The sequence below is a fragment of the Streptomyces sp. NPDC058464 genome (genome assembly GCF_042721035.1).
Classification (GTDB): domain Bacteria; phylum Actinomycetota; class Actinomycetes; order Streptomycetales; family Streptomycetaceae; genus Streptomyces.
Genome location: NZ_JBHXMA010000001.1, coordinates 213,106 through 236,232 on the forward strand (window position 1 = coordinate 213,106; position 23,127 = coordinate 236,232).

The window sequence follows — 23,127 nt, forward strand, 5'->3', positions numbered from 1 at the left end:
GCGGCGGCGAAGCCCAGGTCGGAGACGGTGAGTTCGCCCGCTCCCGGGGCCGCAACGGCCGCCTGGGATCCCACCTGCCCTGGGGCGATCCGCGGCGCGGCTGGGACTTCGTCTCCACCGGACACGGCGCCGTGCCCTGGGATGCCTGCTTCCGGATGCTCAACTCGATCGGATACGCCGGACCGATCCCCGTGGAGTGGGAGGACGCCGGCATGGACCGGCTGGTCGGCGCCCCCGACGCGCCGGCCCGGATCCGGGAGCTCACCCGTATCGAGCCTCCCGCCGACTCCTTCGACTCGGCGTTCAGCCAGAAGTCCTGAAGTCCTGAAGTCCTGAAGTGACATACGCCGCGGAGGCCCGCCCCCCTCCCCATGGTTGCCGCACGCACTCCTGCGCCCAGAAGTATGGTGGCTCACCACATACGCCTGTGAACTGCATCTTCCTACGGTGTGGCGACACGCAACGTCCCCGTCGACCACCAGGAAGTGGTGCCGATGTCGTCACCAGCAAGCACCCCGCCCGCTCCGTCGAACCTCCCCCGCATCGTCGCCGCCGGCCTCATCGGCACCACCATCGAGTGGTACGACTTCTTCCTCTACGGCTCCGCGGCCGCCCTCGTCTTCAACAAGCTGTTCTTCCCGGACTCCGACCCGCTCGTCGGCACGCTGCTGTCGTTCCTGACCTACGCCGTCGGGTTCGCCGCCCGGCCGCTCGGGGCCCTGGTGTTCGGGCACTACGGGGACCGGCTCGGGCGCAAACGGCTGCTCGTGCTGAGTCTGCTGCTGATGGGCGGGGCGACGTTCGCGATCGGGCTGCTGCCGACGCATGCGACGGTCGGCGGCGCGGCGCCCGTCCTGCTGACGCTCCTGAGGCTGGTCCAGGGGTTCGCGCTGGGCGGCGAGTGGGGCGGAGCCGTCCTGCTCGTCTCGGAGCACGGGGACGCGCGCCGGCGCGGCTTCTGGGCGTCGTGGCCGCAGACCGGGGCCCCGGCCGGCCAGCTGCTGGCCACCGGCGTGCTGTCGCTGCTCACGTCCGTCCTGCCGGACGGCGCCTTCGCGAGCTGGGGCTGGCGGATCCCGTTCCTGCTCTCCGGTGTGCTGGTCGCCGTCGGTCTGTGGATCCGGCTCTCCGTCGACGAATCCCCCGTGTTCCGGGCGGCGCTGGCACGGTCCGAGGCCCGGCGGAGTGCCGGGAGGGCGGAACAGCCGCCGCTGGTCGCCGTGTTGCGGCACCACTGGCGTGACGTGCTCGTCGCGATGGGCGCGCGGATGGCGGAGAACATCAGCTACTACGTCATCACGGCCTTCGTCCTCGTCTATGCCACCACCTCCGTCGGCGTCTCCCAACAGACCGCCCTGAACGCCGTGCTCATCGGCTCCGCCGTGCACTTCGCCGTCATCCCGGCGTGGGGCGCGCTCTCGGACCGGGTCGGGCGGCGCCCCGTCTACCTGCTGGGCGCGGCCGGGATCGGGCTGTGGATGTTCCCGTTCTTCGCCCTCGCCGACACCGGTCGATTCGGTTACCTGGTGCTGGCGGTGACCGTCGGACTGGTGCTGCACGGCGCCATGTACGCGCCCCAGGCCGCCTTCTTCGCCGAGATGTTCGCGACCCGGATGCGCTACTCCGGCGCTTCCGTCGGCGCCCAGTTCGCCTCCGTCGCCGCCGGTGCGCCCGCCCCGCTGATCGCCACCGCGCTGCTGGCCGACTACGGCAGTTCGACGCCGATCGCCCTGTACGTGATCGCGGCGTCCCTGCTCACCCTGGTCGCGGTGGGCGTGGCGAAGGAGACCCGGCGGCGCGACCTGGCCGACGACGGCACCGCGAGCGTCACGCCACGCGCCGAGGACGTATCCGCCCGCTGAGCCCGCGCCGCTGGTCCCCCGGCCCTCGGCCCCGGGATCAGCGGCGCTCCGGCGGCGTCCCCAACCGCTGCAGGCGCAGGGCCAGTTGGATCTCCAGGGCGCGGGCCGGCCGCTGCCAGTCGTCACCGAGGAGGCGGGCCACCCGCTCCAGCCGCTGGGCCACCGTGTTCACGTGGACGTGGAGTTCGTCCTTGGTGCGGGCCGGGCTCATCCCGCACGCGAAGTACGCGTCGAGAGTGCGCAGCAGTTCCGTGCCGCGCCGCGTGTCGTAGGCGACGACCGGGCCGATGGTGCGCATGACGAACGCCGTGACGTCCCGTTCGCCGGCGAGGAGCAGACCGAGGAAGCCGAAGTCCTCGGCGGCGGCACCGTCGCCGCCCCGGCCGAGGAGGTTCAGCGCGTCGAGACAGCGGCGGCCCTCGGCGTAGGCGGCGGCCACCGTGTCGGGGCGGGAGGCGAGGTCGGCGACGGGGGCGGAGGCGCCGACGGTCACCGGCTGCCGGACGGCGGCGCCGAGCTGCCGGGCGGTGCGCCGCGCCAGGTCGGTGGCGGTCTCATCGGGGCCGAGGGGCAGCAGCAGGACGGTGCCGCCGTCGCGGGCGGCGGCCAGGCCGTGCCGGGTGGTGGCGAGGTGGGAGGCTGCCGACCACAGCCGGCGGCGCGCTGCCGCCGCCTCCTCGGCGTCCGCGGCCGGGCCGTCGAGGCGGGCGGCCAGCACGACCTGGGTGGCGTCGAGGTCGGCGCGCAACCGGGCGGCGCGGTCGCGTAGTTGGCGCGGTTCGCGGGCGCGGGCGTCGAGGAGGTCGTCCAGCAGCTCGCCGCGCACCCGCTGTTCGGCCTCGGCGGCGGAGCGGCGGGCCAGCAGAAGCAGTGAGGTGACCGTCGCGGCGCGCTCCAGGGTGCGCTGGTCGACGGGGTCGAGGCCCGGATGGCCGCGCAGCACCAGCGCGCCGAGGAGCTGGCCGCCCGCGGCGACCGCGGCGATCCAGTCGTCGCCGTGCCGTACCGCGTGGCCCTCCGTGCGCGACGTCTCCAGTGACCGGGCGAGCGACCGGGCGTCGGCCGTGTCGGTGAACTCGACCGTGCCGCCCAGGACCTGGGAGACGGCGGCGGCCACGTCACGGACCTGGCCGCCGCGCAGCACGAGCTCGGCGAGCCGGTCGTGGACGTCCGAGGCTCGCTCGATGACCGCGCTGCGGTCCTTGATGATCTCGTTGGCCCGCTCCAGGCCTGCCATGGCCGAACGAGTCTCGGTGAGCAGGTTCGCCGTGTCGATGGCGGCCGCGGCGAGCGCGGCGAAGGAGCCGAGCAGGGCGATCTGCTCCCGCTCGAAGACGCGGGCCCGCCGGTCCGCGGCGAACAGCACCCCGATGACGTGCGGTCCCAGCATGAGCGGGACACCGAGGATGGCGACCAGGCCCTCGTCGCGCACGCCCGCGTCGATGGTCAGCGTGTGCTGGAAGCGGTCGTCCTTGAAGTAGTCGTCGGTGACGTACGGCCGCGCGGTCTGCGCGACGAGACCGCCGAGCCCCTCCCCCATGCCGAGCCGCAGCTGCTGGAAGCGGGCCGCGACCGAGCCCTCGGTGACCCGCATGTAGGTGTCGCCGCGTACCGGGTCGTTCAGGCTCAGGTAGGCGACGTCCGTGCCGAGCAGGGAGCGGGCACGCTGGACGATCGCCTGGAGCACGGCGTCCACGTCCCGCAGTCCCGCCAGGTCGTGCGCGGTCTCGAACAGGGCGGACAGCTCGGCCTCGCGTCGCCGTCTGCCCTCCAGCTCGCCGCGGACCCGCAGCGCGAGCAGCTTGGCCCGCTCCAGGGCGACGATCCGCTCCGGCGGCCGGTTCTCTGCGCGGGCGAGCAGCACCGGCTGCTCGTACGCCTCCGCCGAGGCGCCCCTGGCCAGCAGTTCGAGGTACACCGGCTCGACGCCCCCGGGCGCTTCGACGCCCGGGTCGAGGACACCGGCCGCCGGGGCCGGGGCAGGCCGCCGGGCGGACTGCACGTGATTGCGAGACATGTTCACAGGATTCCGCATCGCCGCTCCGGCCCGTCGGGCCTGTGGAAAACTCGCGGGCCGACGGGCCGACGGGCCGACCGGCCGACTGGGGCCCGCCCTGTCGGCCGGTGGGAGCCCGTCCCGTCAGTGGGCCGTCCAGCCGCCGTCGAGCACCAGCGAGGTGCCCGTGACGAAGGATGCCTGGGGGGCGCAGAGATAGGCCACGGCCTCGGCGACCTCCTCCGGTTCGACGAGCCGCTTGACGGCGCTGTCGGTCAGGAGCACCTCGGACAGCACCCGCTCCTCGGGGATGCCGTGCGCCCGGGCCTGGTCGGCGAGCTGTTTCTCGACCAGTGGGGTGCGCACATAGCCGGGGTTCACACAGTTCGAGGTCACCCCATGGGGTGCGCCCTCCAGAGCGGCCGTCTTCGACAGACCCTCGAGACCGTGTTTGGCGGCCACATAGGCGGACTTGTAGGCGGAGGCGCGCAGCCCGTGGACGGAGGACACGTTCACGATCCGCCCCCAGCCCTGCGTGTACATGTGCGGCAGCGCGCCCCGGATCAGCCGGAACGGCGCCTCCAGCATCACGGTCAGTACGGTGTGGAACACGTCCGGCGGGAACTCCTCCATGGGGCGCACCAGTTGGAGACCCGCGTTGTTGACGAGGACATCGGTGCCGGCGGCGGCACGTTCGGCCGCGTCCAGGTCGGTGAGGTCGAGGACGTACGGCTCGACCGCCCCGCCGCCCGCCGCCCCCAGGGCCCGCCCCGCGACGTCCACGAGCTCGGCCAGCCCGGCGGTGTCCCGGTCGACGGCTCTGACCCGGGCGCCGGCCGCCGCGAGACGCAGGGTGCAGGCACGGCCGATGCCCCCGGCGGCGCCGGTGACCAGGGCGGTGCGGCCGTGCAGGTCGAGGCCGGTGCCGGGGCCGGTGCGGATGCTGGGCGAGCTCATGGGTCGACCCTAGGCGGCGTCCCCGCGCTCCCACATAGCGTCAGCACACATACTTCAGCCCAAGGCCGTAGGGTCGAACCATGTGGGTGCATCCGACAGGGCCTGCTTGATCCGGAACACGCCGAACTCGTTCAGCTCCGGCAGGGCGTCCACGTCGAACCAGGCCACTTCCAGCGACTCGTCGTCGTTCACCCGGGCCTCGCCGCCGACGGCCCGGCAGCGGAAGGTGATGTCCATGTACTGGCAGACGTCGCTGTTCGGGTAGGTGACGGGCTCCAGCGCCTGGACGAGGACCACCCGCTCGGCGACACAGCGCACCGCCGTCTCCTCGAAGACCTCACGCACGGCGCAGGCCGCGGGCTGCTCCCCCGGCTCGGGAATGCCACCGATGACCGACCATCTGCGGGTGTCGGTGCGGCGGCCCAGGAGCACTCTGCCCTCGTCGTCGAAGACGATGGCGGTGATCCCGGGCAGCCAGAGCAGCTGGTGGCCCGCGGAGGCGCGGATCGTGCGGATGAAGTCAGGAGTAGCCATGAGGCGACCCTAACCGCCCGCCTCCGCGCACCCGGCCGGAAGCACGGGGCGTACAGCGCGTGTACGGCTACGCGTCACCGGCGCGCCGACCGCGCATTCCGGCCCCAATGGCCCAGCCGACCCCACCCGCGGCGACCAGCACCAACGCGATCTCGGGCAGGATGCCCAGCCTGGTCGCGGGGGTCTCGGAGGTGCGCAGCGGCACCTTCTGGACCAGGTAGGCGGGCACGAACATGCCGGTCTTCTGGGTGATCTTCCCGTCCGGCATGATGATCGCGCTAACGCCGCTGGTCACCGGCACGGTGACGGTCCGGCTGTGCTCGACCGCGCGGATCCGGGACATGGCGAGCTGCTGGTAGGTCATCTCGCTGCGGTCGAAGGTGGCGTTGTTGCTCGGCACGGAGATCATCTCGGCGCCGTGCGTGACGGTGTCCCGCACGTCCCAGTCGAAGGCGGCCTCGTAGCAGGTCGCTAGGCCGACCTTGGTGCCGTCGATGTCGAACACACCGGGCTTCGTGCCCCGGCTGAAGTCCTGGCGGACCATGCTGGTCCAGTCCTTGTTGACGGCGCCGACCAGACCGCGCAGCGGGAGGTACTCGCCGAAGGGCTGGATCTGCCGCTTGTCGTACGTCGACGTCGGGCCCTTGACCGGGTCCCACAGGATCTGCTCGTTGAGCAGCTTGCCGTCCCGCTCGACGACCCCGCCGACGGAGATGGGCACGCCCATCGCCTTGGCCGCCTCGTCGATCACGGCGGCCGCGTCGGCGTCGGAGAACGGGTCGACGTCGGAGGAGTTCTCCGGCCACAGCACGAAGTCCGGTTTGGCGACCTTGCCCGCCTTGACGTCGGCGGCCAGCTTGAGCGTCTCCTTCACGTGGTAGTCGAGCACCGCCTGCCGCTGCGACGCGAAGTCCAGGCCGGCGCGCGGCACGTTGCCCTGGATGACCGCGACGGTGACGGAGCCGTTCTCGGCCTTGTCGCTCACCAGCGTCCGCGCCGCGACCGCGCCCACCACGGGAACGGCCACGCTCAGCAGGGCCGCGGCCGCCGCCCCGCGCCGGAGCTCGCGGGTGCGCCGGCCCTCGACGGCCAGCCGCCCCGCCTCGTACAGACCGAACCCGCACAGGACGACGGCGAAGCCGAGCACCGGGGTGCCGCCCAGCGCGGCGAGCGGGAGGAAGACGCCGTCCGCCTGGCCGAAGGCGATCTTGCCCCAGGGGAAGCCGCGGAAGGGCACACGCGCGCGTGCCGCCTCGCCCGCGATCCATATGGCGGCCGCCCACACCGGCCAGACCGGGAGCTTGGAGACGGCGGCCACCCCCACACCGACCAGGGCGATGAAGATCGCCTCGATGGCCACCAGTGCGAGCCACGGCCCGGGACCGACCTCGACGCCGGTCCACACCAGCAGCGGCAGCAGGAAGCCGAGCCCGAAGACGTAGCCGAGACCGAGGGCCGCCTTCCACGAGCGGCCGCGCAGCACCCACGCGAATCCGGCGAAGGCGGGCAGGGCCAGCCACCACAGGGTGCGCGGCGGGAAGCTGACGTACAGCAGCACTCCGCTGAGGGCGGAGGCGGCGGCCGGGACCAGGCGGCGGAGCAGCCGGAGGGCGCGTGCGCGGGGGGCGGGACGTGGCGTGAGCTGGTCCGACTGGTCCACGGAAGTTGCGGTGACGGTCACCCGGGGAGTGTACGGCGGTTGACCTTGCGGCCGACAGCACGGTCTCGGCATGCAGGAACCCCACCGTTCCCGCGCAAGTCATCCACAAAGCGGGCATCGCCGGTTACGGTGTGCGAGGCGGGCGGCGGGGCCTGCCACAGGTCGGGGGACCGGGGTACGGGGGGCGACGGTGGGGTCGACCGGGATGACGTCCGCTGCCGAGGCGCACGCGGACAATGACAGACGAAACGTTTCTGATGTGGTGGGCGTCGTGGTGCTCGGGGCCTGCGCCGTGTGGCCGCTGATCTCGGCGACCGGGCGCGACGCACGGCCCGAGGGCGTGCTGCTGGCGGTGCTCGCGGTGGCCGCGGGCTATGCCGCGGGCCGGATGTCCGGGTCGCTGCTGCCGGTCGCCGCGCCGTGTGCGGGCGCACTGGCGGGGCTGGCGCTCGCGGTGGCGATGCCCCAGGTGGCCCCGGGCCCTCAGTTCACGACCCCGCTCGGCCATGCCGGCGCCGTCGCGGCACTGCTGGTGCTCGCGACGGGCGGCGCGTGCTGTGCCGCTTGGGCGACGCCGGTTCCGGCGCTGCGGTTCGCACTGCGGATGCTGGCCGCCGGCATCGCGGTGGCCGGGGCGGCCGTGGGCTCGACGGCCGGCTGCGCGGCCAGCGCCGTCGTCCTGCTGTGCTCCCTCGCCGCCGGCCGGATGCGCCGGCGGGGACCGGGCATCGCCGGGCTGGCCCTGGCGGCCGCGCTGGCGACCGGCACGGTCTGGGCGATCGCGGCGAACGTCCTGCCGGCCGGCCTCACCTCCGCCCTGACGGGCCCCCTCGCCGAGCACCGGGTGCAGCTGTGGCGGGACGCCGCGCGTCTCGCGCACCGGAACACCGCCCTGGGCGTCGGACCGGGGCGCTTCGCCGAGCTGAGCGGCACCGCGTCCGAGTCCCTGCTGCCCGACGGCAAACCGCACTCCGCACCGCTCCAGCAGGCCGCAGAGCAGGGCCTGGTCGGCGGTCTGCTGCTGGCCACCGCGTTCTGCTGGATCCTCTACGCCCTGTGGCGGTCGCCCCGCTCCACACCGGTCACCCTCACCGCGGGCGCGGCACTCACCGCCCTGGCCGCGATCGCCGCGGTGGGCAACGCGCTGAGCTTCACGACGGTGTCGGCGGGGGCGGGCCTGCTGGCGGGCCTGGCGACGGCACGCCCCTGGGTGGCAGGGGTGGCGGCGGCACCGGGCGGTTGAGCCGTACGGGTGTATGGCCCGGACCTCTGTGTTCCAGCCACATGTGATTCGGCCCCACAGGGGCCGGCCCCGGGTGCGACCTGCGTCAGTGAGCCGTACCCGGCGTGATCGTCCGCAGGCGTTCCCTGATGACCCGTACCGCGGACTCGGCGTTGTCCACGGTGATGGTGAAGGTGTGGCCGTCCCACAGGCGCAGCACGATGCCCTCGCCTCGGCGGACGACGACGGCCGTGCCCTTCTCCGGGCGCCAGCGGTAGCCCCAGCCGCCCCAGTGGCGCGGGGTGATCTGCGGGGAGAAGTCGGCGCCGACCACCTGGGAGAGCGGAATACGCCGGCGCGGTACTCCTATGTGACCGCAGCGGATTTCGAGGCACTCCCGGTCGAGTCTCAGGTCGACGTGCACGAAGGCGAGGGTGCCGAAGAGGACCAGCAGCCCGGCCGCGATGCAGCCCACGACCGACATCACCAGCGGGGCGACGCCCGCGTTCCAGGCGGAGTCCACGGCCAGTTCGATACCGAGCGCCATGCAGGCCGCGCCGACCAGAGCCAGCAGCCACTGGACCCGGTTCGTGGCGCGCCCGGTCCAGACATCCGGGTGCGGGGCGTCCTCGTCCGGAGAGCGGTCGCGGGGGTGGTCCCTCATGTCTACGAGATTACTCACGTTTCGCTGCGCGGGTACCGCGTTGCGGAGGGTGACTGCTCACATCGGCGGTATCCCGGGCCGCGGGAAGTTCACTGGGACCCGGCAGGACTGGCCGCGCGCAGCAGGCGGGCCTCGGCGTAGCTCAGCGCGGCCTCGGGCAGCTCGCCCTCCCGGCCGTTGAGCAGCACCGTCACCGTACCCGTGGCCGGTGCGTCGGGGGCCGGCCGCGCACCGATCCGGCGCAGTGCCTGGGCTGCCACCGCACCGGCGGAGCCGTGCAGGGCGAGGGGCGCGGCGCCGGGGCGCTGGACGGCGGCGCGGATACGTTCCGCCAGGAGTTCGTAGTGGGTGCAGCCCAGGACGACGGTCGTCACGTCGTCGGGGGTGAGCTCGGCCGCCGCGGCAACCGCGGCGTCGACGGCGGCCTGGTCGGCGTGCTCCACGGCCTCGGCCAGTCCCCAGCAGGGCACCTCGGTGACCGGTACACCGCCGGCGAACTCCTCGATCAGGCCCCGCTGGTAGGCGCTGCCCGTGGTCGCGGGGGTCGCCCAGATGGCGACGGGGCCGCCGCCGGCGGCGGCCGGCTTGATCGCCGGGACCGTGCCGATGACCGCGATGCCGGGCTCCAGGCGGGTGCGCAGCGCCGACAGGGAGTTCACGGTCGCCGTGTTGCAGCCGATGATCAGCGCGTCGGGCCGGCGGGCGGCGGCGGCCTCGGCGACGGCCATGGCGCGCTCGGTGATGCCCTCGGGGGTGCGCGGTCCCCAGGGCATGCCCTCGGGGTCGAAGGAGAGGACGAGATCGGCGTCGGGGCGCAGCCGCCGTACCGCTGCGGTGGCCGCCAGCAGGCCGATTCCGGAGTCGATGAGCGCGATCTTCACCCGGCCACGATAGACGATGGGCCGTTGGGAGCAGGTCCGATGGGGCAGACTGCGCGGGTGAGCGCCTTCACATGGATCGCCGCCGTGTCCCTCGCCTCCTGGTTGTGGCTGCTGCTCTGCCAGGGCTTCTTCTGGCGCACCGACGTCCGGCTGCCGCCCCGGCGCGAGCCCGCCGAGTGGCCGGACGTGTGCGTGGTGGTCCCGGCCCGGGACGAGGCCGCGGTGCTGCCCCTGAGTCTGCCGTCGCTGCTGGCGCAGGACTATCCGGGGCGTGCGGAGGTGTTCCTGGTCGACGACGGCAGTACGGACGGCACCGGGGAGCTGGCCCGGGAGCTGGCCGCGCGCCACGGCGGGCTGGGACTGACCGTGGCCTCGCCCGGTGAGCCGCCGGCGGGCTGGACGGGCAAGCTGTGGGCGGTACGGCACGGCATCGCGCTGGCACGCGCGCGTGGCCCCGAGTACCTGCTGCTGACGGACGCCGACATCGCGCACGAGCCGGACAGCCTGCGGCTGCTGGTGGCGGCCGCCGGCACCGGGGGCTTCGACGCGGTCTCGCAGATGGCCCGGCTGCGGGTGGCGAGTGTGTGGGAACGGCTCGTGGTGCCCGCCTTCGTCTACTTCTTCGCGCAGCTGTACCCGTTCCGCCGGATCGGCCGGAAGGGCTCGCGCACGGCGGCAGCGGCGGGCGGCTGCGTCCTGCTGCGCGCCGACGCGGCGGAGCGGGCACGCATCCCGGATGCCATCCGGCATGCCGTGATCGACGACGTGGCGCTCGCCCGGGCGGTGAAGGGCACCGGAGGGCACATCTGGCTGGGGCTCGCCGACCGGGTGGACAGCGTGCGCCCCTACCCGCGCCTGCACGACCTGTGGCGGATGGTCTCCCGCAGCGCGTACGCGCAGCTGCGGCACAACCCGCTGCTGCTCCTCGGTACGGTCGCCGGTCTCGCGCTGGTGTATCTGGTGCCGCCGGCGGCGGTGCTGGCGGGGGCGGTCGGCGGCAGCACGGCGGCGCTGCTCCTCGGCGCCGCGGCCTGGCTGGTGATGACCGCGACGTACGTACCGATGCTCCGCTACTACCGCCAGCCGTTGTGGCTCGCCCCGCTGCTGCCGTTCACCGCGTTCCTCTACCTCCTCATGACGGCCGACTCGGCGGTGCAGCACTACCGGGGGCGCGGGGCGGCCTGGAAGGGCCGTACGTACGCGCGTCCCGACACGGTCGCCGACGAAGGCTGACCGCCTTTCGCGTCACTTGCGGCCGGGCGTCCAGTTCATGCCCCAGCCGTAGGCGCGGTCGACGGTCCGCTGCGGGCTCACCCCGCGCTCCGGGACGAGGTAGCGCGCCTCCCGCTGTACGACCAGGTCGCCGCCGGTGTTGGTGAGCAGGGCGAGCGCGCACACGGTCGAGGGAACCGTGCACTCGTCCAGCGAGAAGTCGACCGGGGCGCCGTGCTGGGGCTGGAGGGTGACCGTGGCGTGCAGGTCGGCGAAGGACCTGGCGCCCTGGTAGATCGTCACGAAGATCAGGATCCGCCGGAAGTCCTGCCTGTGGTCGAGGTTGACGGTGAGGTTCTCCCCGCTCGACACGGCGCCGGTGCGGTCGTCGCCGTCGAGGTGGATGTACGGCGGCCGGTTCACGGAGCCGAAGGCGTTGCCCAGCGCCTGGACGACGCCCTTGCGGCCGTCGGCGAGCTCGTACAGGGCGCACAGGTCGAGGTCGAGGTCGCCCGCACCGCCGCGCAGACCGCCCCAGCCGGGGAGCTGTTTGCGGACCTGCCAGTTGAGGTTGACCCGCAGCGCGCCCGAGGTGCCGCCCTGTTTGGCCAGGGAGACGGAGGGGGCCGCCTTGGTGAGCGTCACCTTGGACAGCCGTACGGGCGCGGTCGGCGTGGTCGGCGCTGTCGGCGGACGCGGCGGGACGGGCAGACCGGCGGAGGTCGGCGCCGGGTGCTGCGGGAAGGGCGGGGTGACGGGCCGCGGCGGGGTGAGGGGACCGGTGACGGGACCAGGGACCGGGGCCGGGGCCGGTGGGGTGACCGGACCGGCGACCGGCGGGGTGACCTGCGGCGTGGGCGGCTGCACCGGGTGCTGCGGCTCGTCCACCGTGATCCCGAAGTCGGTGGCGAGCCCTTCCAGCCCGCTGCTGTACCCCTGCCCCACCGCCCGGAACTTCCAGCCGCCCTGGCGGCGGTACAACTCACCGAGCACGAAAGCGGTTTCCACCGTGGCGCCCGTGCTGTCGAACCGGGCGGCCACGGTCCCGTCCGCCGCGTTCCGGACCTCGACATAGAGGCCGGGGACCTGCCCGAACGTTCCGCCGTCGGCCGAGGCCGCGAGGACGATCCGCTCGATCGGGGCCTCCACGCGCGCGAGGTCGACGTGAAGGGTGTCGGTGACCAGGTCGCCGGAGCGCCGCTTGCCCTCGTGCCGGACCGCGCCCGAGGCGTGCGTCGCCTGGTTGTAGAAGACGAAGTCGCCGTCGGAGCGCACTTTCCCGGCGACCAGCAGCAGCGCCGAGGCGTCCGCGTCAGGGGCACCTGGACCGGAGCGCCAGCCCAATTCGACCCGCAGTGCCGTGGTCGGCACCGGCGTATTCGATCCTTTCGGCATTGACATGTCCGCCCCCATCATGTGTCGGCATCCCGGGCGCGCCCCGGCGGCCCCAGGTCATCCCTACCCTCACAACCTATTCCCGGGGACAGGGATCTCCCATGAGCGGCACAGGAAGATCCCTGGCCAACTGCGGGTAACCGGCTCGGAACTCGGCCTTTACACGATCAGAACGCTGATTGCCGTCCTTTTTTGCCGAGTTCGCTCGGATTGGGGATCCGGCGTCACTGCCGACACGGAAAACAACCCTCTTATCGGTCTCCCCAACCAGCACATCGTGGGCTTAACTTATGTGCCATGACCTCCCCCCGCTCCACCTATGGCGGCGGCTACTACTCCGCCTCCTTCCCGGACACCCCGATCTACGACTCGCTCGTGGCCGAACGGGGCACCCCGCAGATCGCCCCGATCCGGGTCCCTCCCGCCTACGACGCGCCCAGCAGCTTCGGCAGCAACCTGCCCGCGCTGCCGTCGGCACTGCCCGCCCTCCCGGCGGGTCCCTCCCAGCCCGGCCCGGGCTACGGCTACCCGCAGCAGATGCAGCAGCCCGCCCCGTTGCAGCAGGCGCCCACGGCGTACATCCCCCAGCAGGCGACGGGACCGCGCGGCTACCCCGCGCAGCAGCAGCCGCAGCCGCCCCGTCCGATGATGGGTGGCACGGGTTACGAGGCGATGCGCCCGGCGGCTCCCCGCCCCGCGCCGGCGGCTCCGTACCAGGACCCGTACAACAACCAGCAACAGCAGCAGTACCGCGGCTACTGATCGGCGCCCCCCGATGTCCGTGCGGCCTGGCACGATGGCGTCATGGGGACGGCCGAACTGCAGTCGATTCACGTTCACCCGGTCAAGGCGCTCCGGGGCTTCTCGCCCCGGGAGGCCGTCGTGGAGCCCTGGGGGCTGGCCGGTGACCGACGCTGGGTTCTGATCGACGACGGGGGAAAGGTCGTCACCCAGCGTGTACAACCGCGCCTCGCGCTCGCCGCTGCCGAGCTGCTGCCCGGTGGTGGCGTACGTCTGTCCGCGCCCGGGCGCACGCCCCTGACGGTGCCGGTGCCGGAACCGGGGGTCACGGTGCCGGTGGACATCTTCGGTACGAAGGTGGAGGCGGTTCTCGCCGCGGAGGCGGCCCATGCGTGGTGCGGCGCGTATCTGGAGGCCGATGTCCGCCTCGCCCACATGGACGCCCCCGCGACACGCCGCCCGATCGACCCGGACCACGCGCTGCCGGGCGAGACCGTGAGCTTCGCCGACGGCTATCCCCTGCTGGTCACCACGCAGGCCTCGCTGGACGCCCTCAACTCCCTGATCGCGCAGGGCGAGCATGCCGACGAGGGCCCACTGCCCATGAACCGGTTCCGGCCGAACGTGGTCGTGCGCGGTACGCGGGCCTGGGCCGAGGACGGCTGGAGACGGATCGCCATCGGCGAGGTCGAGTTCCGGGTCGCGAAGATGTGCGGGCGGTGCGTGGTGACCACGACCGACCAGGTCACCGCCGAACGCGGCAGGGAGCCGCTGCGGACGCTGGCACGGCACCGCAGGTTCGGCAACCAGCTGGTCTTCGGCCAGAACCTGGTACCGCACTCCCCCGGCACGATCCGGGTGGGGGACCCGGTCCGGGTCCTCGACTGACGTCCGCCCCCCGAGCCGACGCCTCGCACCGATCCGCGCATCCGCCCACCGTCCATCCGCCGATCCGCCGATCCGCCCGCGGCGGAGCCGCCCGTGACCGAGCCTCCCGCGGCCGAGCCGTGCTCAGTCGAGCCGGCCGCGGCCGGAACTCAAGTGATCTCCGCCTCGGCGGGAACCCAAGCCCGCGGCCCGGTCGTTGAGGTCGTGAGAAGTTCATGAGAGTCCCGGCCCGAGGTGATTTCGCTCTCTCTTCGGCCCGGGTCCCGGGTGAACGGACCGGGCGGGGGTTATCACGGAGCGGGAGGGGGTGGTGGTCGGTGCGAGCGATCCGCGGCCTGTGGCGGTGGCGGCGCAATCCGCTGCGCCGCGCGACCGACCTGGTCGAGGCCTGGGTGGCCCTGGTGGCGCTGGTGCTGATCGTGGTGGCCGCACCGGTGCTCGGCTCGTTCGTCGGCGCCGCCGCCCAGGGCACCCTGCAGCGGTCGGTCCGGCAGCAGCAGCACGACCGGCATCTCGTGATGGCCACGGTGGTGCGCAAGCTGGGCAGCGCCCCCGTCGAGCCCGACCCCGACGCCACCAGCGCCCACGACAACCGCAGCCGCGTCCTCGCCGACTGGACCGCACCGGACGGCACCCGGCGGCACGGCTCGGTCCTGACGACTCTCAAGTCCCCGCACAAGGGCGACCACTTCGACGTCTGGACGGACCAGCACGGCCTCATAACGGCCCGCCCGCTGGACGCCGTGACGGCGACGACCCACGCGGTGCTGGCCGGGTTCGGCGCGGCCCTGCTCACCGCGGGTCTCGTCGACAGCGTCCGGCGCATGATCGTCTGGCGTATGGTCCGTCGCAGGTACGCACGTTGGGACCAGGCCTGGGACCGGGCGGGCCCGGACTGGGGAAAGGCCGGCACGGGCAGCTGACGGCCTCCCGTCTCTGGTCAACCCACCACCTCGGCGCACGCTACGGTGGACCGGCCGAAGCGCATTCGGCATCGACCCGCGCGCGAGCGAACCACAGGGGCCGGGCACCGTCCGCGGTACCGCCCCGAAGGCGAGCGAGCGATCTGTACGACGAGGTGGGGGCACGGCAACGCCATGGCACAGGGCACGGTCCAGGTGACGCACACCGGCACATCGAGGTGGCGGCGCCGCACGGGTGAGTACGCTTCGCTCGCCGCCGCCCTGGAGGCCGCCGCCGACGGCGACGTCCTCACGGTCGCGCCCGGCACCTACCGGGAGAACCTCGTCGTCCAGCGCGCGGTGACGCTGCGCGGGCCGGAGGGCTCGCCCGGCTCGGTGCGCATCGCTCCCGCGGACGGGGTCCCGCTGACCGTGCGCGCCTCGGCGGTCGTCCAGGACCTGCACGTCGAGGGCCAGGACGCGGCCGCGCCCGCACTGCTGGTCGAGGAGGGCACTCCCGAGCTGCTGGACGTGCGGATCGTCACCCGGTCCGCCGCCGGGATCGAGGTGCGCGGCGGAGCCCGGCCGACCGTACGCCGGTGCACCGTGGACAACCCTGCGGGCATCGGCATCGCCGTACTCGACGGCGGCGGCGGGGTGTTCGAGGAGTGCGAGGTCGTGGCGGCCGGACAGGCGGGCGTAGCGGTGCGCGGCGGCGGCCACCCGCGTCTCGACCGCTGCCGGGTGCACCACGCCTCCGGCACGGGCATGACGGCGACCGGGGAGAACTCCGCGCTGGAAGCGGTGGGTTGCGAGATCTACGAGGTCCGCGGCTCCGGCGTGCAGGTCACCTCGCGGGCGACGGCGCACCTCACCGACTGCGACGTGCACCGCACCACCGCCGACGGGATCACGCTGGACACCGACGCGGTGCTGACCCTCGCGGACTGCCGTATCCACGACATCCCGGAGAACGCGGTCGACCTGCGCTCGCGTTCGGTGCTGACGCTGACGCGGACGACCGTGCGTCAGTTCGGGCGCAACGGGCTGTCGGTGTGGGACCCGGGCACCCGGGTGGACGCCAACCAGTGCGAGATCTTCGACAGCACGGGCGACTATCCGGCGGTGTGGGTCAGCGACGGCGCCACCGTGGTCCTGGACTCCTGCCGGGTGCACGACGTGCCGGACGCCCTGTTCGTGCTGGACCGCGGCTCCCGCGCGGACGTCGTCGACAGCGACCTCTCCCAGGTGCGCAACACGGCGGTGTCGGTGAGCGACGGCGCCACCGCGCAGCTCGACGACTGCCGGATCCGGGACGCGGCCACCGGCGCCTGGTTCCGCGACCACGGCAGCGGCGGCACCCTCAACAACTGCACGGTCGACGGCACCCAGACCGGTGTGATCGTCACCAAGGGCGCCGACCCCACCATCGAGCGCTGCACGGTCGACTCCCCGGCCGAGGCGGGCTTCTACGTGTCGGCGGGCGGTCGCGGCACCTTCCAGAACTGCCGGGTCACCGGCAGCGGCGGCTACGGCTTCCACGTGATCGACGGCTGCCGTACGACACTGCGCAAGTGCCGCACGGAACGGTGCGCGCGCGGGGGCTACGAGTTCGCGGACGGCGGTCCGGACGCGGGCTCGGGCACCGGGCCGGTGGTGGAGGACTGCACCAGCGACGAGAGCGGCAGTCTGCGGCCGCCCGAGGCGCGCGAGACGGCCGTACAGACCTCGTACCAGTCCCCCGGTCTGCTCGGCGCGATCCCCGGCCAGCGCAGCACCGAGCAGGAGCCCCTCCTCGCTCCCGTCACGCCCGAGGAGCCGGTACGGACCTCGAAGGCCGTGCTCGGCGAGCTCGACGCACTGGTCGGCCTGGACAGCGTCAAGCGCGAGGTGCGCGCGCTGACCGACATGATCGAGGTCGGCCGGCGCCGCCAGCAGGCCGGCCTGAAGGCCGCCTCCGTCAAGCGGCACCTGGTGTTCACGGGCTCCCCCGGCACCGGCAAGACGACGGTCGCCCGCCTCTACGGCGAGATCCTCGCCTCCCTCGGGGTGCTGGAGAAGGGCCATCTGGTCGAGGTGTCCCGGGTCGACCTGGTCGGCGAGCACATCGGCTCCACGGCGATCCGCACCCAGGAGGCCTTCCAGCGGGCGCACGGCGGGGTGCTGTTCATCGACGAGGCGTACGCGCTGTCGCCGGAGGACGCCGGGCGGGACTTCGGCAAGGAGGCCATCGACACGCTGGTGAAGCTGATGGAGGACCAGCGGGACGCGGTCGTGGTGATCGTCGCGGGGTACACGGAGGAGATGGAGCGCTTCCTTTCGGTCAACCCGGGTGTGGCGTCGCGTTTCTCGCGGACCATCACCTTCAGCGACTACGGCCCGGACGAACTGCTGCGGATCGTGGAGCAGCAGGCCGACGAGCACGAGTACCGGCTGGCGCCGGGCACGTCCGAGGCGCTGCTGACGTACTTCACGGTGCTCCCGAAGGGCCCCGCGTTCGGCAACGGCCGTACCGCCCGCCAGACGTTCGAGGCGATGGTGGAGCGGCACGCGAGCCGGGTCGCCCAGCTCGCCGACCCGACCACCGACGACCTGACGCTGCTGTACGCGCAGGACCTCCCCGAAGTCGCCTGATCAGCCGTCCGGTTGCGGCCGCTGCCCGGGCAGCTCCGGGCGCAGCCGGGCCAGCAGCCGCTCCCGTTCCTCGGCGAAGACCGGGTCCGCCTGGTAGTCGGAGTGGCCCAGGATCGGCGCGGGGAGCGGGTGGCCCGGGGTGCGCCCGTAGGCGAGCGGGTCCTTCAGGGGTGTGTGGTCGACCTGCGGGCCGTCGCCGCCGGTGATCCGTACGGGGCCGCCGATGGGGTCGGTGAGGCGGTAGAGGTTGCGCCAGCAGGCGACGTCGCGGTGCAGGGAGCCGAGTTCGGCGGGACCGAAGTGGGCCGGGAACCAGCGGCCGTACAGCCGTTCCAGCGGGGAGCCGTACGTCAGCAGGGCGACCCGTCTGCGGACCGCCGGGGTCAGCTGCCAGGCCGCGGCGGCCGCGAGGACACTGCCCTGGGAGTGGCCGGAGATGACCAGCCGGCCGCCGGTGCGGCGGGTCCAGGTGTCCATCCGCCAGGTCAGGTCGGGGACCGCGCGCTCGGCGTAGCAGGGCGGGGCGAAGGGGTGCGCGGCGCGCGGCCAGAAGGTGCCGACGTCCCAGAGGATGCCGATGGTGCGCCGCGCGGCGGCGTCCTTGTAGGCGCGCCGGCCCCAGGTGACGAAGAGTATGAAGCCGAGCCCGACCAGCCAGGAGCCGAGCGCCTGGGAGGTCTCGGCCGCGCCGTGCACCAGGGCGTGGGTCCGCTCTGCCGCCGCGTCCGGGGTCTCCCCGGTGGCCAGCGCGCCCGCCAGCGCCCCGGCGCCCAGCACCAGCGTGGCGGCGCCCAGCACGGTGACGACCAGCGGCGCCCGGTCGGTGAGGACGGCCATGGCCCGGACCCGGGCGATACGGCGGCTGCGGGCCGCGTCCTCCGGCTCGCCGGGGTGGCCGAGGGCGACGGCGGTGCGTTCCGCGCGGCTGAGCCGCGAGGTGTGCCAGGACAGCCAGGCGACCGCGGCGAGCAGCACGACGAGAACCGGCGGGATCACCGACGCCTGCCAGGTCAGCAGTACCGGCGGTCCGGCGATGGAAGTGCCGGTGCCGTCCAGCCAGTCGGAGACGCGCTGGGCGACCCCGCCCGAGATCACCCCGCCCAGCGCGCAGGCGAGCAGCGCGACCGCCGGTCCGCCGAGGCCGCGGATCGCGGCGCGCGGATCGGGCTGCCGGCGGTACAGGTCGTGGGCGACCGTAGCGAGGACGATCACCAACACGCCCTGGGCCAGCGCCAGACCGCCGAAGGTGGTGTCCCCGGCGAGCCGGCCCACGGAGTGCCACCCCGGGCGGGACCAGCCGGCGTACACCACCGCGAGCAGCAGCAGGGACAGCGCGCCGAGCGGCAGGCGTCGTACAAGACGCCGGTCGAGTGCCCGGTCGAGGCGGTTCTCGCTGCGGCCCCGGCGGCAGACCACCCACACCGCGGCGAGGGCCCCGGCGGTCAGCGCACCGGTCAGCAGCCACCCGATCGTGTCCAGTACGGCGGCTCCGCCCCGTCTGCGGTCGAAGGAGGCCGCCGGTGCGAGGACCGCGGCGGCGACGGTGAGCAGGCCCGCCGCGGTGTGGGCGGCGCGCAGCCGGGCGACCAGCCGGCGCCCGTACCAGAAGCCGGGGCTGCCGAGGGCGGTGTGGCCGGGCTCAGGGTCGAGGTCCGGCGGCCTGGTGGACTCGTAGGCGCTCCAGGTCCGGTGCGAGAGGTACCAGAGAAGGCCGGTCAGGGCGGTGGGCACCAGGGCGGCCAGCGCGAGCCGGCGTCCGGGTGCGCTCCACCAGCCGCCGTCGGGGCCGGTGGGTGACAGGAACCCGAGCCAGGAGTGCCGGCCGGCGCAGGCGGTGACGCCCGCGCACTGCCAGGCGGCGAGGTCCAGGGCGACCTCGCAGGCGGCGGCGACCAGCAGCACCGTGAGGGTGAGCCCGGCGAGCCGGACCAGCAGGCCGTAGCAGCGCACGGTGCGCGGCCGGTCCTGGGCGGCGGGGCGCATCCAGTGGGCGAGGTTGACCACCATGAACGGCAGGAGCAGCAGCCACAGCGCGCGGGAGGCGTTGCCGGAGGTGAGGTTGCACCAGACGTACGCCTCGGGCACCGGCCGGTCGCGGTAGTCGCCGGGCCGGGACTCGGCGTCGACGTCCTCGGCCCGGCGGAAGACGGCCGCGGTGTCGTCGCCGGTGATCCGGACCGTGCGCGGATCGTCGAGCATCTTCCCGGGCGTGGTGCCGCCGACGCCGTGGACCAGGAGCTCCAGGTCGATCTCCGGTACGGCGGGCCGCTCGGCCGGGTCCGGCTTCGCGATCGTGGTGCGGTCGGCGGGACCGCCGGCGGTGCGTTCCTGCGCGCGTTCCACTCTTCTCGCACTTCCCCCGTGACGCGCCGATGGTCTGTGTCCGTGCGGGTTCCAGGATCGCCGATTCCGATGTGACGCACACCACTCGCCACCGAATCTCCCCGTTGTGTGTGAAACCCAGTGCAACACGCGGTGACCAAATGACGTGTGTGCACCGACACAGGGAGTGGCGCAACCTGTGTGGTCCCGTGAAAGGATGGGGCGCCCGCGCACCGAAGCCGGATGGAATGTCCTGGTCGGGGCTGGTACGCAGGGCGTGTCGGACGGCTTGAGGCGAGAGGACCGGAGCGTACGTGAGCGAGAACCAGAACCTCCTCGCGGAGCAGCGCCGCGCCCTGATCCTGGACGAGGTCCGGCGCCGGGGCGGCGTACGCGTCAACGAGCTGACCCGCAAGCTCGGCGTGTCGGACATGACCGTACGCCGGGACCTGGACGCACTGGCCCGGCAGGGCGTGCTGGAGAAGGTGCACGGCGGCGCGGTGCCGGTGGTCGAGGCGAGCACGCACGAGCCGGGGTTCGAGGCCAAGTCGGGGCTGGAGCTGACCGCCAAGGAGGACATCGCGCGGGCCGCCGCCGAACTCGTCGTACCGGGCACGGCGATAGCGCTGTCCGGCGGTACGACGACGTACGCGCTGGCCCATCATCTCCTGGAGGTCCCCGACCTGACCGTGGTGACGAACTCGGTGCGGGTCGCGGACGTCTTCCACGCGGCGCAGCGTGTCTCCGGGCAGCGCCAGGGCGCGGCGACGGTGGTGCTGACCGGTGGGGTGCGCACCCCGTCCGACTCCCTCGTGGGCCCGGTGGCCGACCAGGCGATCGCGGCGCTCCACTTCGACCTGCTCTTCCTCGGCGTCCACGGCATATCGGTCGAGGCCGGCCTGTCCACCCCGAACCTCGCGGAGGCGGAGACCAACCGCCGCCTGGTGCAGTCGGCCCGGCGGGTCGTGGTGGTCGCCGACCACACCAAGTGGGGCACGGTGGGCCTGAGTTCGTTCGCCAAGCTGGAGCAGGTCGACACGCTGGTCACGGACGCCGGCCTGCCGGCCGCGGCCCGTGCGGAGATCTCGGAGCATCTGCGCAGGCTGGTGGTGGCGGGCGAGACGGAGGTCTGACCGCGACGGCGGTACAGACATCTGACGGACCGCCAGTTATCGTGGCGGAGCCGGTCAACCGCCTTCTCGGCCAAGGGGGTTCTCGTCCATGACGCGCCGTCTGCGCCCCGTGGGGCTCGACTTCGTCGAGACCGCGCCCGTACGTCTGGTCTTCGCGAGGGAGATGTCCGCGCCACCCGAGCGGGTCTTCCACGCGCTCAACGACGACGTACCCGGCTGGGCGGAGTGGTTCGCCGCGGTGACCCGCGCCGAGTTGGTCGACGACGGCGCCGGGCGCGACATCCGGCTCAAGGGCGGCGGGCGTTTCCGGGAGACGATCATCGCGGCCAAGGAGCCCGAGGTGTACGCCTACCGGGTCGACCTGACCAACGCGCCCGGCGCGCACGCCATCGCCGAGGAGTGGCGGCTCGTGCCGTCCGGCGGCGGCACCCGCGTGCAGTGGACCTTCGCCGTGGACGGCACGGCGCCGTTCCGTCTCGCCGTGAAGGTGGCACGCGCGGGGTTGGGCCGGGCCTTCCGGGGCGCGGTCGCCGAACTGGACCGGCGCCTGTCGCGGTAGCGGCTCGGCCGAACCAGGTCGACACCGCTCGCGGAAGCGCCTCAGCCGAACCAGGCCGATGCTCTCGCCGAAGCGCCTCAGCCGCGCCAGACCCCCGTCTCCAGCAGCGACTCGATCGCCGCGGTGTACGGCGCGATGTCCAGGCCCTGCCCGGTGAGCCAGGTGTCCGAGTAGTACTTGTCGAGGTAGCGGTCGCCGGGGTCGCACAGAAGGGTCACCACGCTCCCCTGCCGTCCCTCGGCGACCATCTCGGAGACGATCTTCAGGGCGCTCCACAGCCCGGTCCCGGTGGACCCTCCCGCCTTGCGCCCGATCGCCCGCTCCAGCGCCCGCACCGCGGCCACGCTCGCCGCGTCCGGCACCTTCATCATGCGGTCGACGGCCCCGGGCACGAAGCTCGGCTCCATCCGCGGCCGCCCGATGCCCTCGATCCGGGACCCGCAGTCGCACGTGACGTCCGGATCGCCGGTGGTCCAGCCCTCGAAGAAACAGGAGTTCTCGGGGTCGGCGACACAGATCCGGGTGTCGCGCTGGGTGTAGTGCACATAGCGCGCGAGCGTCGCGGACGTACCGCCGGTCCCTGCCGTGGCGACGATCCAGGCCGGTTCCGGGAACCGCTCCAACTCCAGCTGGCGGAAGATGGATTCGGCGATGTTGTTGTTGCCGCGCCAGTCCGTGGCCCGTTCGGCGTAGGTGAACTGGTCCATGTAGTGGCCGCCGGTCTCCACCGCGAGACGCGCGGACTCCTCGTACATTTTCCGGGAGTCGTCGACGAAGTGGCACTGCCCGCCGTGGAATTCGATGAGGCGGCACTTCTCGGCGCTCGTCGTGCGCGGCATGACGGCGACGAACGGCACGCCGATCAGCTTGGCGAAGTACGCCTCGGAGACGGCCGTCGAACCGCTGGACGCCTCGATCACCGGGCGCTCAGGCCGGATCCAGCCATTGCACAGGCCGTAGAGGAAGAGTGAGCGGGCCAGCCGGTGCTTGAGGCTTCCGGTCGGATGTGTCGACTCGTCCTTGAGGTAGAGGTCGATGCCCCAGGCCTCGGGCAACGGGAAGCGCAGCAGGTGGGTGTCCGCCGAGCGGTGGGCGTCCGCCTGGACCTTCCCGACGGCTTCTTTGAGCCAGTCGCGGTAGGCGGTGTCGCTGTGGTCGACGTCGAGGGTGGCGCCGGTCCGGATCTGCGGGGTGGTGCTCACGGCGGGACTCCTTACGCTTCGCGCCGGCGGCGTCCGAACGTGGCCGACGCACCGATCATAAGCACCTTCCGCACGCTTCTCACCTGCATAAACGCATCTTTGAGCGTCTCAAAGGCACCCCTGGGGAACGGCGCCGAACAGTGGCGCGAACGCTTCGGGGGCGCACTGCGGCGAGTGCTCCGAGCGCCCCCCGACCGGCGGTCCGTGCGTACTGGTGCTCCGCGCCGAGGGCGGGCAGACTGCCACCGGACGGGACGAACGTCTCGAACGGGGGCGCACACTGGAGCTCGACACGAGCCGGAGCGCGCCGGCCGGGGCCACAAGCTTCCGGACCGGTGCCCGAGGTACTCGAAAAGGGGCGGG

18 protein-coding genes and 1 pseudogene are annotated in these 23,127 nt (G+C 73.2%); 10 read left to right on the forward strand and 9 right to left on the reverse strand.

Annotated elements, in window-relative coordinates; genetic code table 11:
* Positions 1–23: 23 nt before the first annotated feature.
* Positions 24–320, forward strand: a pseudogene (locus ACFWPQ_RS00990) (sugar phosphate isomerase/epimerase); the annotation flags it as partial.
* A 174-nt stretch (positions 321–494) separates the two neighbouring features.
* Positions 495–1,862 (forward strand): MFS transporter, encoded by a 1,368-nt coding sequence (locus ACFWPQ_RS00995; RefSeq protein ID WP_384028572.1) that lies wholly within the window; start codon positions 495–497, stop codon positions 1,860–1,862.
* A 37-nt stretch (positions 1,863–1,899) separates the two neighbouring features.
* Here the strand turns inward: ACFWPQ_RS00995 and ACFWPQ_RS01000 are convergent, their stop codons facing one another.
* From ACFWPQ_RS01000 to lnt, 4 genes are all read right to left on the reverse strand, one after another.
* On the reverse strand, positions 1,900–3,879 hold the full coding sequence (locus ACFWPQ_RS01000; protein ID WP_384028574.1) for a helix-turn-helix domain-containing protein: 1,980 nt from the start codon (positions 3,877–3,879) through the stop codon (positions 1,900–1,902).
* Between the two features lie 123 nt (positions 3,880–4,002).
* Positions 4,003–4,815 carry a 3-hydroxybutyrate dehydrogenase gene (locus ACFWPQ_RS01005; protein WP_384028576.1) on the reverse strand — a complete coding sequence of 271 codons (813 nt, stop codon included), beginning with the start codon at positions 4,813–4,815 and terminating at the stop codon, positions 4,003–4,005.
* Positions 4,816–4,869: 54 nt separating this feature from the next.
* Positions 4,870–5,349, reverse strand: a complete 480-nt coding sequence (locus ACFWPQ_RS01010) for an NUDIX domain-containing protein (RefSeq protein WP_384028578.1) — start codon at positions 5,347–5,349, stop codon at positions 4,870–4,872.
* 67 nt (positions 5,350–5,416) lie between these two features.
* A complete protein-coding gene (gene lnt / locus ACFWPQ_RS01015) occupies positions 5,417–7,030 on the reverse strand; it encodes an apolipoprotein N-acyltransferase (protein WP_384028580.1) in 1,614 nt (537 codons plus the stop codon).
* A gap of 184 nt (positions 7,031–7,214) precedes the next feature.
* Between lnt and ACFWPQ_RS01020 the strand changes: the two genes are divergently transcribed.
* The gene (locus ACFWPQ_RS01020) at positions 7,215–8,252 is read left to right on the forward strand and encodes an O-antigen ligase family protein (protein WP_384028582.1); all 1,038 of its coding nucleotides are present in this window, start codon (positions 7,215–7,217) and stop codon (positions 8,250–8,252) included.
* Positions 8,253–8,337: 85 nt separating this feature from the next.
* Here the strand turns inward: ACFWPQ_RS01020 and ACFWPQ_RS01025 are convergent, their stop codons facing one another.
* Positions 8,338–8,895 (reverse strand): hypothetical protein, encoded by a 558-nt coding sequence (locus ACFWPQ_RS01025; protein ID WP_384028584.1) that lies wholly within the window; start codon positions 8,893–8,895, stop codon positions 8,338–8,340.
* Between the two features lie 89 nt (positions 8,896–8,984).
* On the reverse strand, positions 8,985–9,776 hold the full coding sequence (locus tag ACFWPQ_RS01030) for a glutamate racemase (protein ID WP_384028586.1): 792 nt from the start codon (positions 9,774–9,776) through the stop codon (positions 8,985–8,987).
* Between the two features lie 39 nt (positions 9,777–9,815).
* On the opposite strand from ACFWPQ_RS01030, the gene ACFWPQ_RS01035 reads away from it, so the two are divergent.
* Entirely contained in the window at positions 9,816–11,009 is a 1,194-nt protein-coding gene (locus tag ACFWPQ_RS01035) for a glycosyltransferase (RefSeq protein ID WP_384028588.1), read from the forward strand.
* A gap of 12 nt (positions 11,010–11,021) precedes the next feature.
* Here the strand turns inward: ACFWPQ_RS01035 and ACFWPQ_RS01040 are convergent, their stop codons facing one another.
* A complete protein-coding gene (locus tag ACFWPQ_RS01040; protein ID WP_384029317.1) occupies positions 11,022–12,401 on the reverse strand; it encodes a TerD family protein in 1,380 nt (459 codons plus the stop codon).
* Positions 12,402–12,680: 279 nt separating this feature from the next.
* Between ACFWPQ_RS01040 and ACFWPQ_RS01045 the strand changes: the two genes are divergently transcribed.
* The 4 genes from ACFWPQ_RS01045 (at position 12,681) to ACFWPQ_RS01060 (ending at position 17,548) form a co-directional block, all read left to right on the forward strand.
* Entirely contained in the window at positions 12,681–13,145 is a 465-nt protein-coding gene (locus ACFWPQ_RS01045) for a DUF6643 family protein (RefSeq protein ID WP_384028590.1), read from the forward strand.
* A gap of 42 nt (positions 13,146–13,187) precedes the next feature.
* Entirely contained in the window at positions 13,188–14,012 is an 825-nt protein-coding gene (locus ACFWPQ_RS01050; RefSeq protein WP_384028592.1) for an MOSC domain-containing protein, read from the forward strand.
* A gap of 317 nt (positions 14,013–14,329) precedes the next feature.
* Complete coding sequence (locus ACFWPQ_RS01055; RefSeq protein ID WP_384028594.1) at positions 14,330–14,935, forward strand: hypothetical protein; 606 nt, start codon at positions 14,330–14,332, stop codon at positions 14,933–14,935.
* A gap of 174 nt (positions 14,936–15,109) precedes the next feature.
* Complete coding sequence (locus tag ACFWPQ_RS01060; protein ID WP_384028596.1) at positions 15,110–17,548, forward strand: right-handed parallel beta-helix repeat-containing protein; 2,439 nt, start codon at positions 15,110–15,112, stop codon at positions 17,546–17,548.
* On the opposite strand, the gene ACFWPQ_RS01065 is transcribed toward ACFWPQ_RS01060, so the two are convergent.
* The gene (locus ACFWPQ_RS01065; RefSeq protein WP_384028598.1) at positions 17,549–19,891 is read right to left on the reverse strand and encodes a hypothetical protein; all 2,343 of its coding nucleotides are present in this window, start codon (positions 19,889–19,891) and stop codon (positions 17,549–17,551) included.
* A 293-nt stretch (positions 19,892–20,184) separates the two neighbouring features.
* On the opposite strand from ACFWPQ_RS01065, the gene ACFWPQ_RS01070 reads away from it, so the two are divergent.
* Positions 20,185–21,003 (forward strand): DeoR/GlpR family DNA-binding transcription regulator, encoded by an 819-nt coding sequence (locus ACFWPQ_RS01070; RefSeq protein WP_384028600.1) that lies wholly within the window; start codon positions 20,185–20,187, stop codon positions 21,001–21,003.
* A gap of 88 nt (positions 21,004–21,091) precedes the next feature.
* Entirely contained in the window at positions 21,092–21,562 is a 471-nt protein-coding gene (locus ACFWPQ_RS01075) for an SRPBCC family protein (RefSeq protein WP_384028602.1), read from the forward strand.
* 77 nt (positions 21,563–21,639) lie between these two features.
* Here ACFWPQ_RS01075 and ACFWPQ_RS01080 read toward each other — a convergent pair whose 3' ends face one another.
* Positions 21,640–22,764: a PLP-dependent cysteine synthase family protein gene (locus tag ACFWPQ_RS01080; protein ID WP_384028604.1), complete on the reverse strand. Its 1,125-nt coding sequence runs from the start codon at positions 22,762–22,764 to the stop codon at positions 21,640–21,642.
* Between the last annotated feature and the right edge of the window lie 363 nt (positions 22,765–23,127).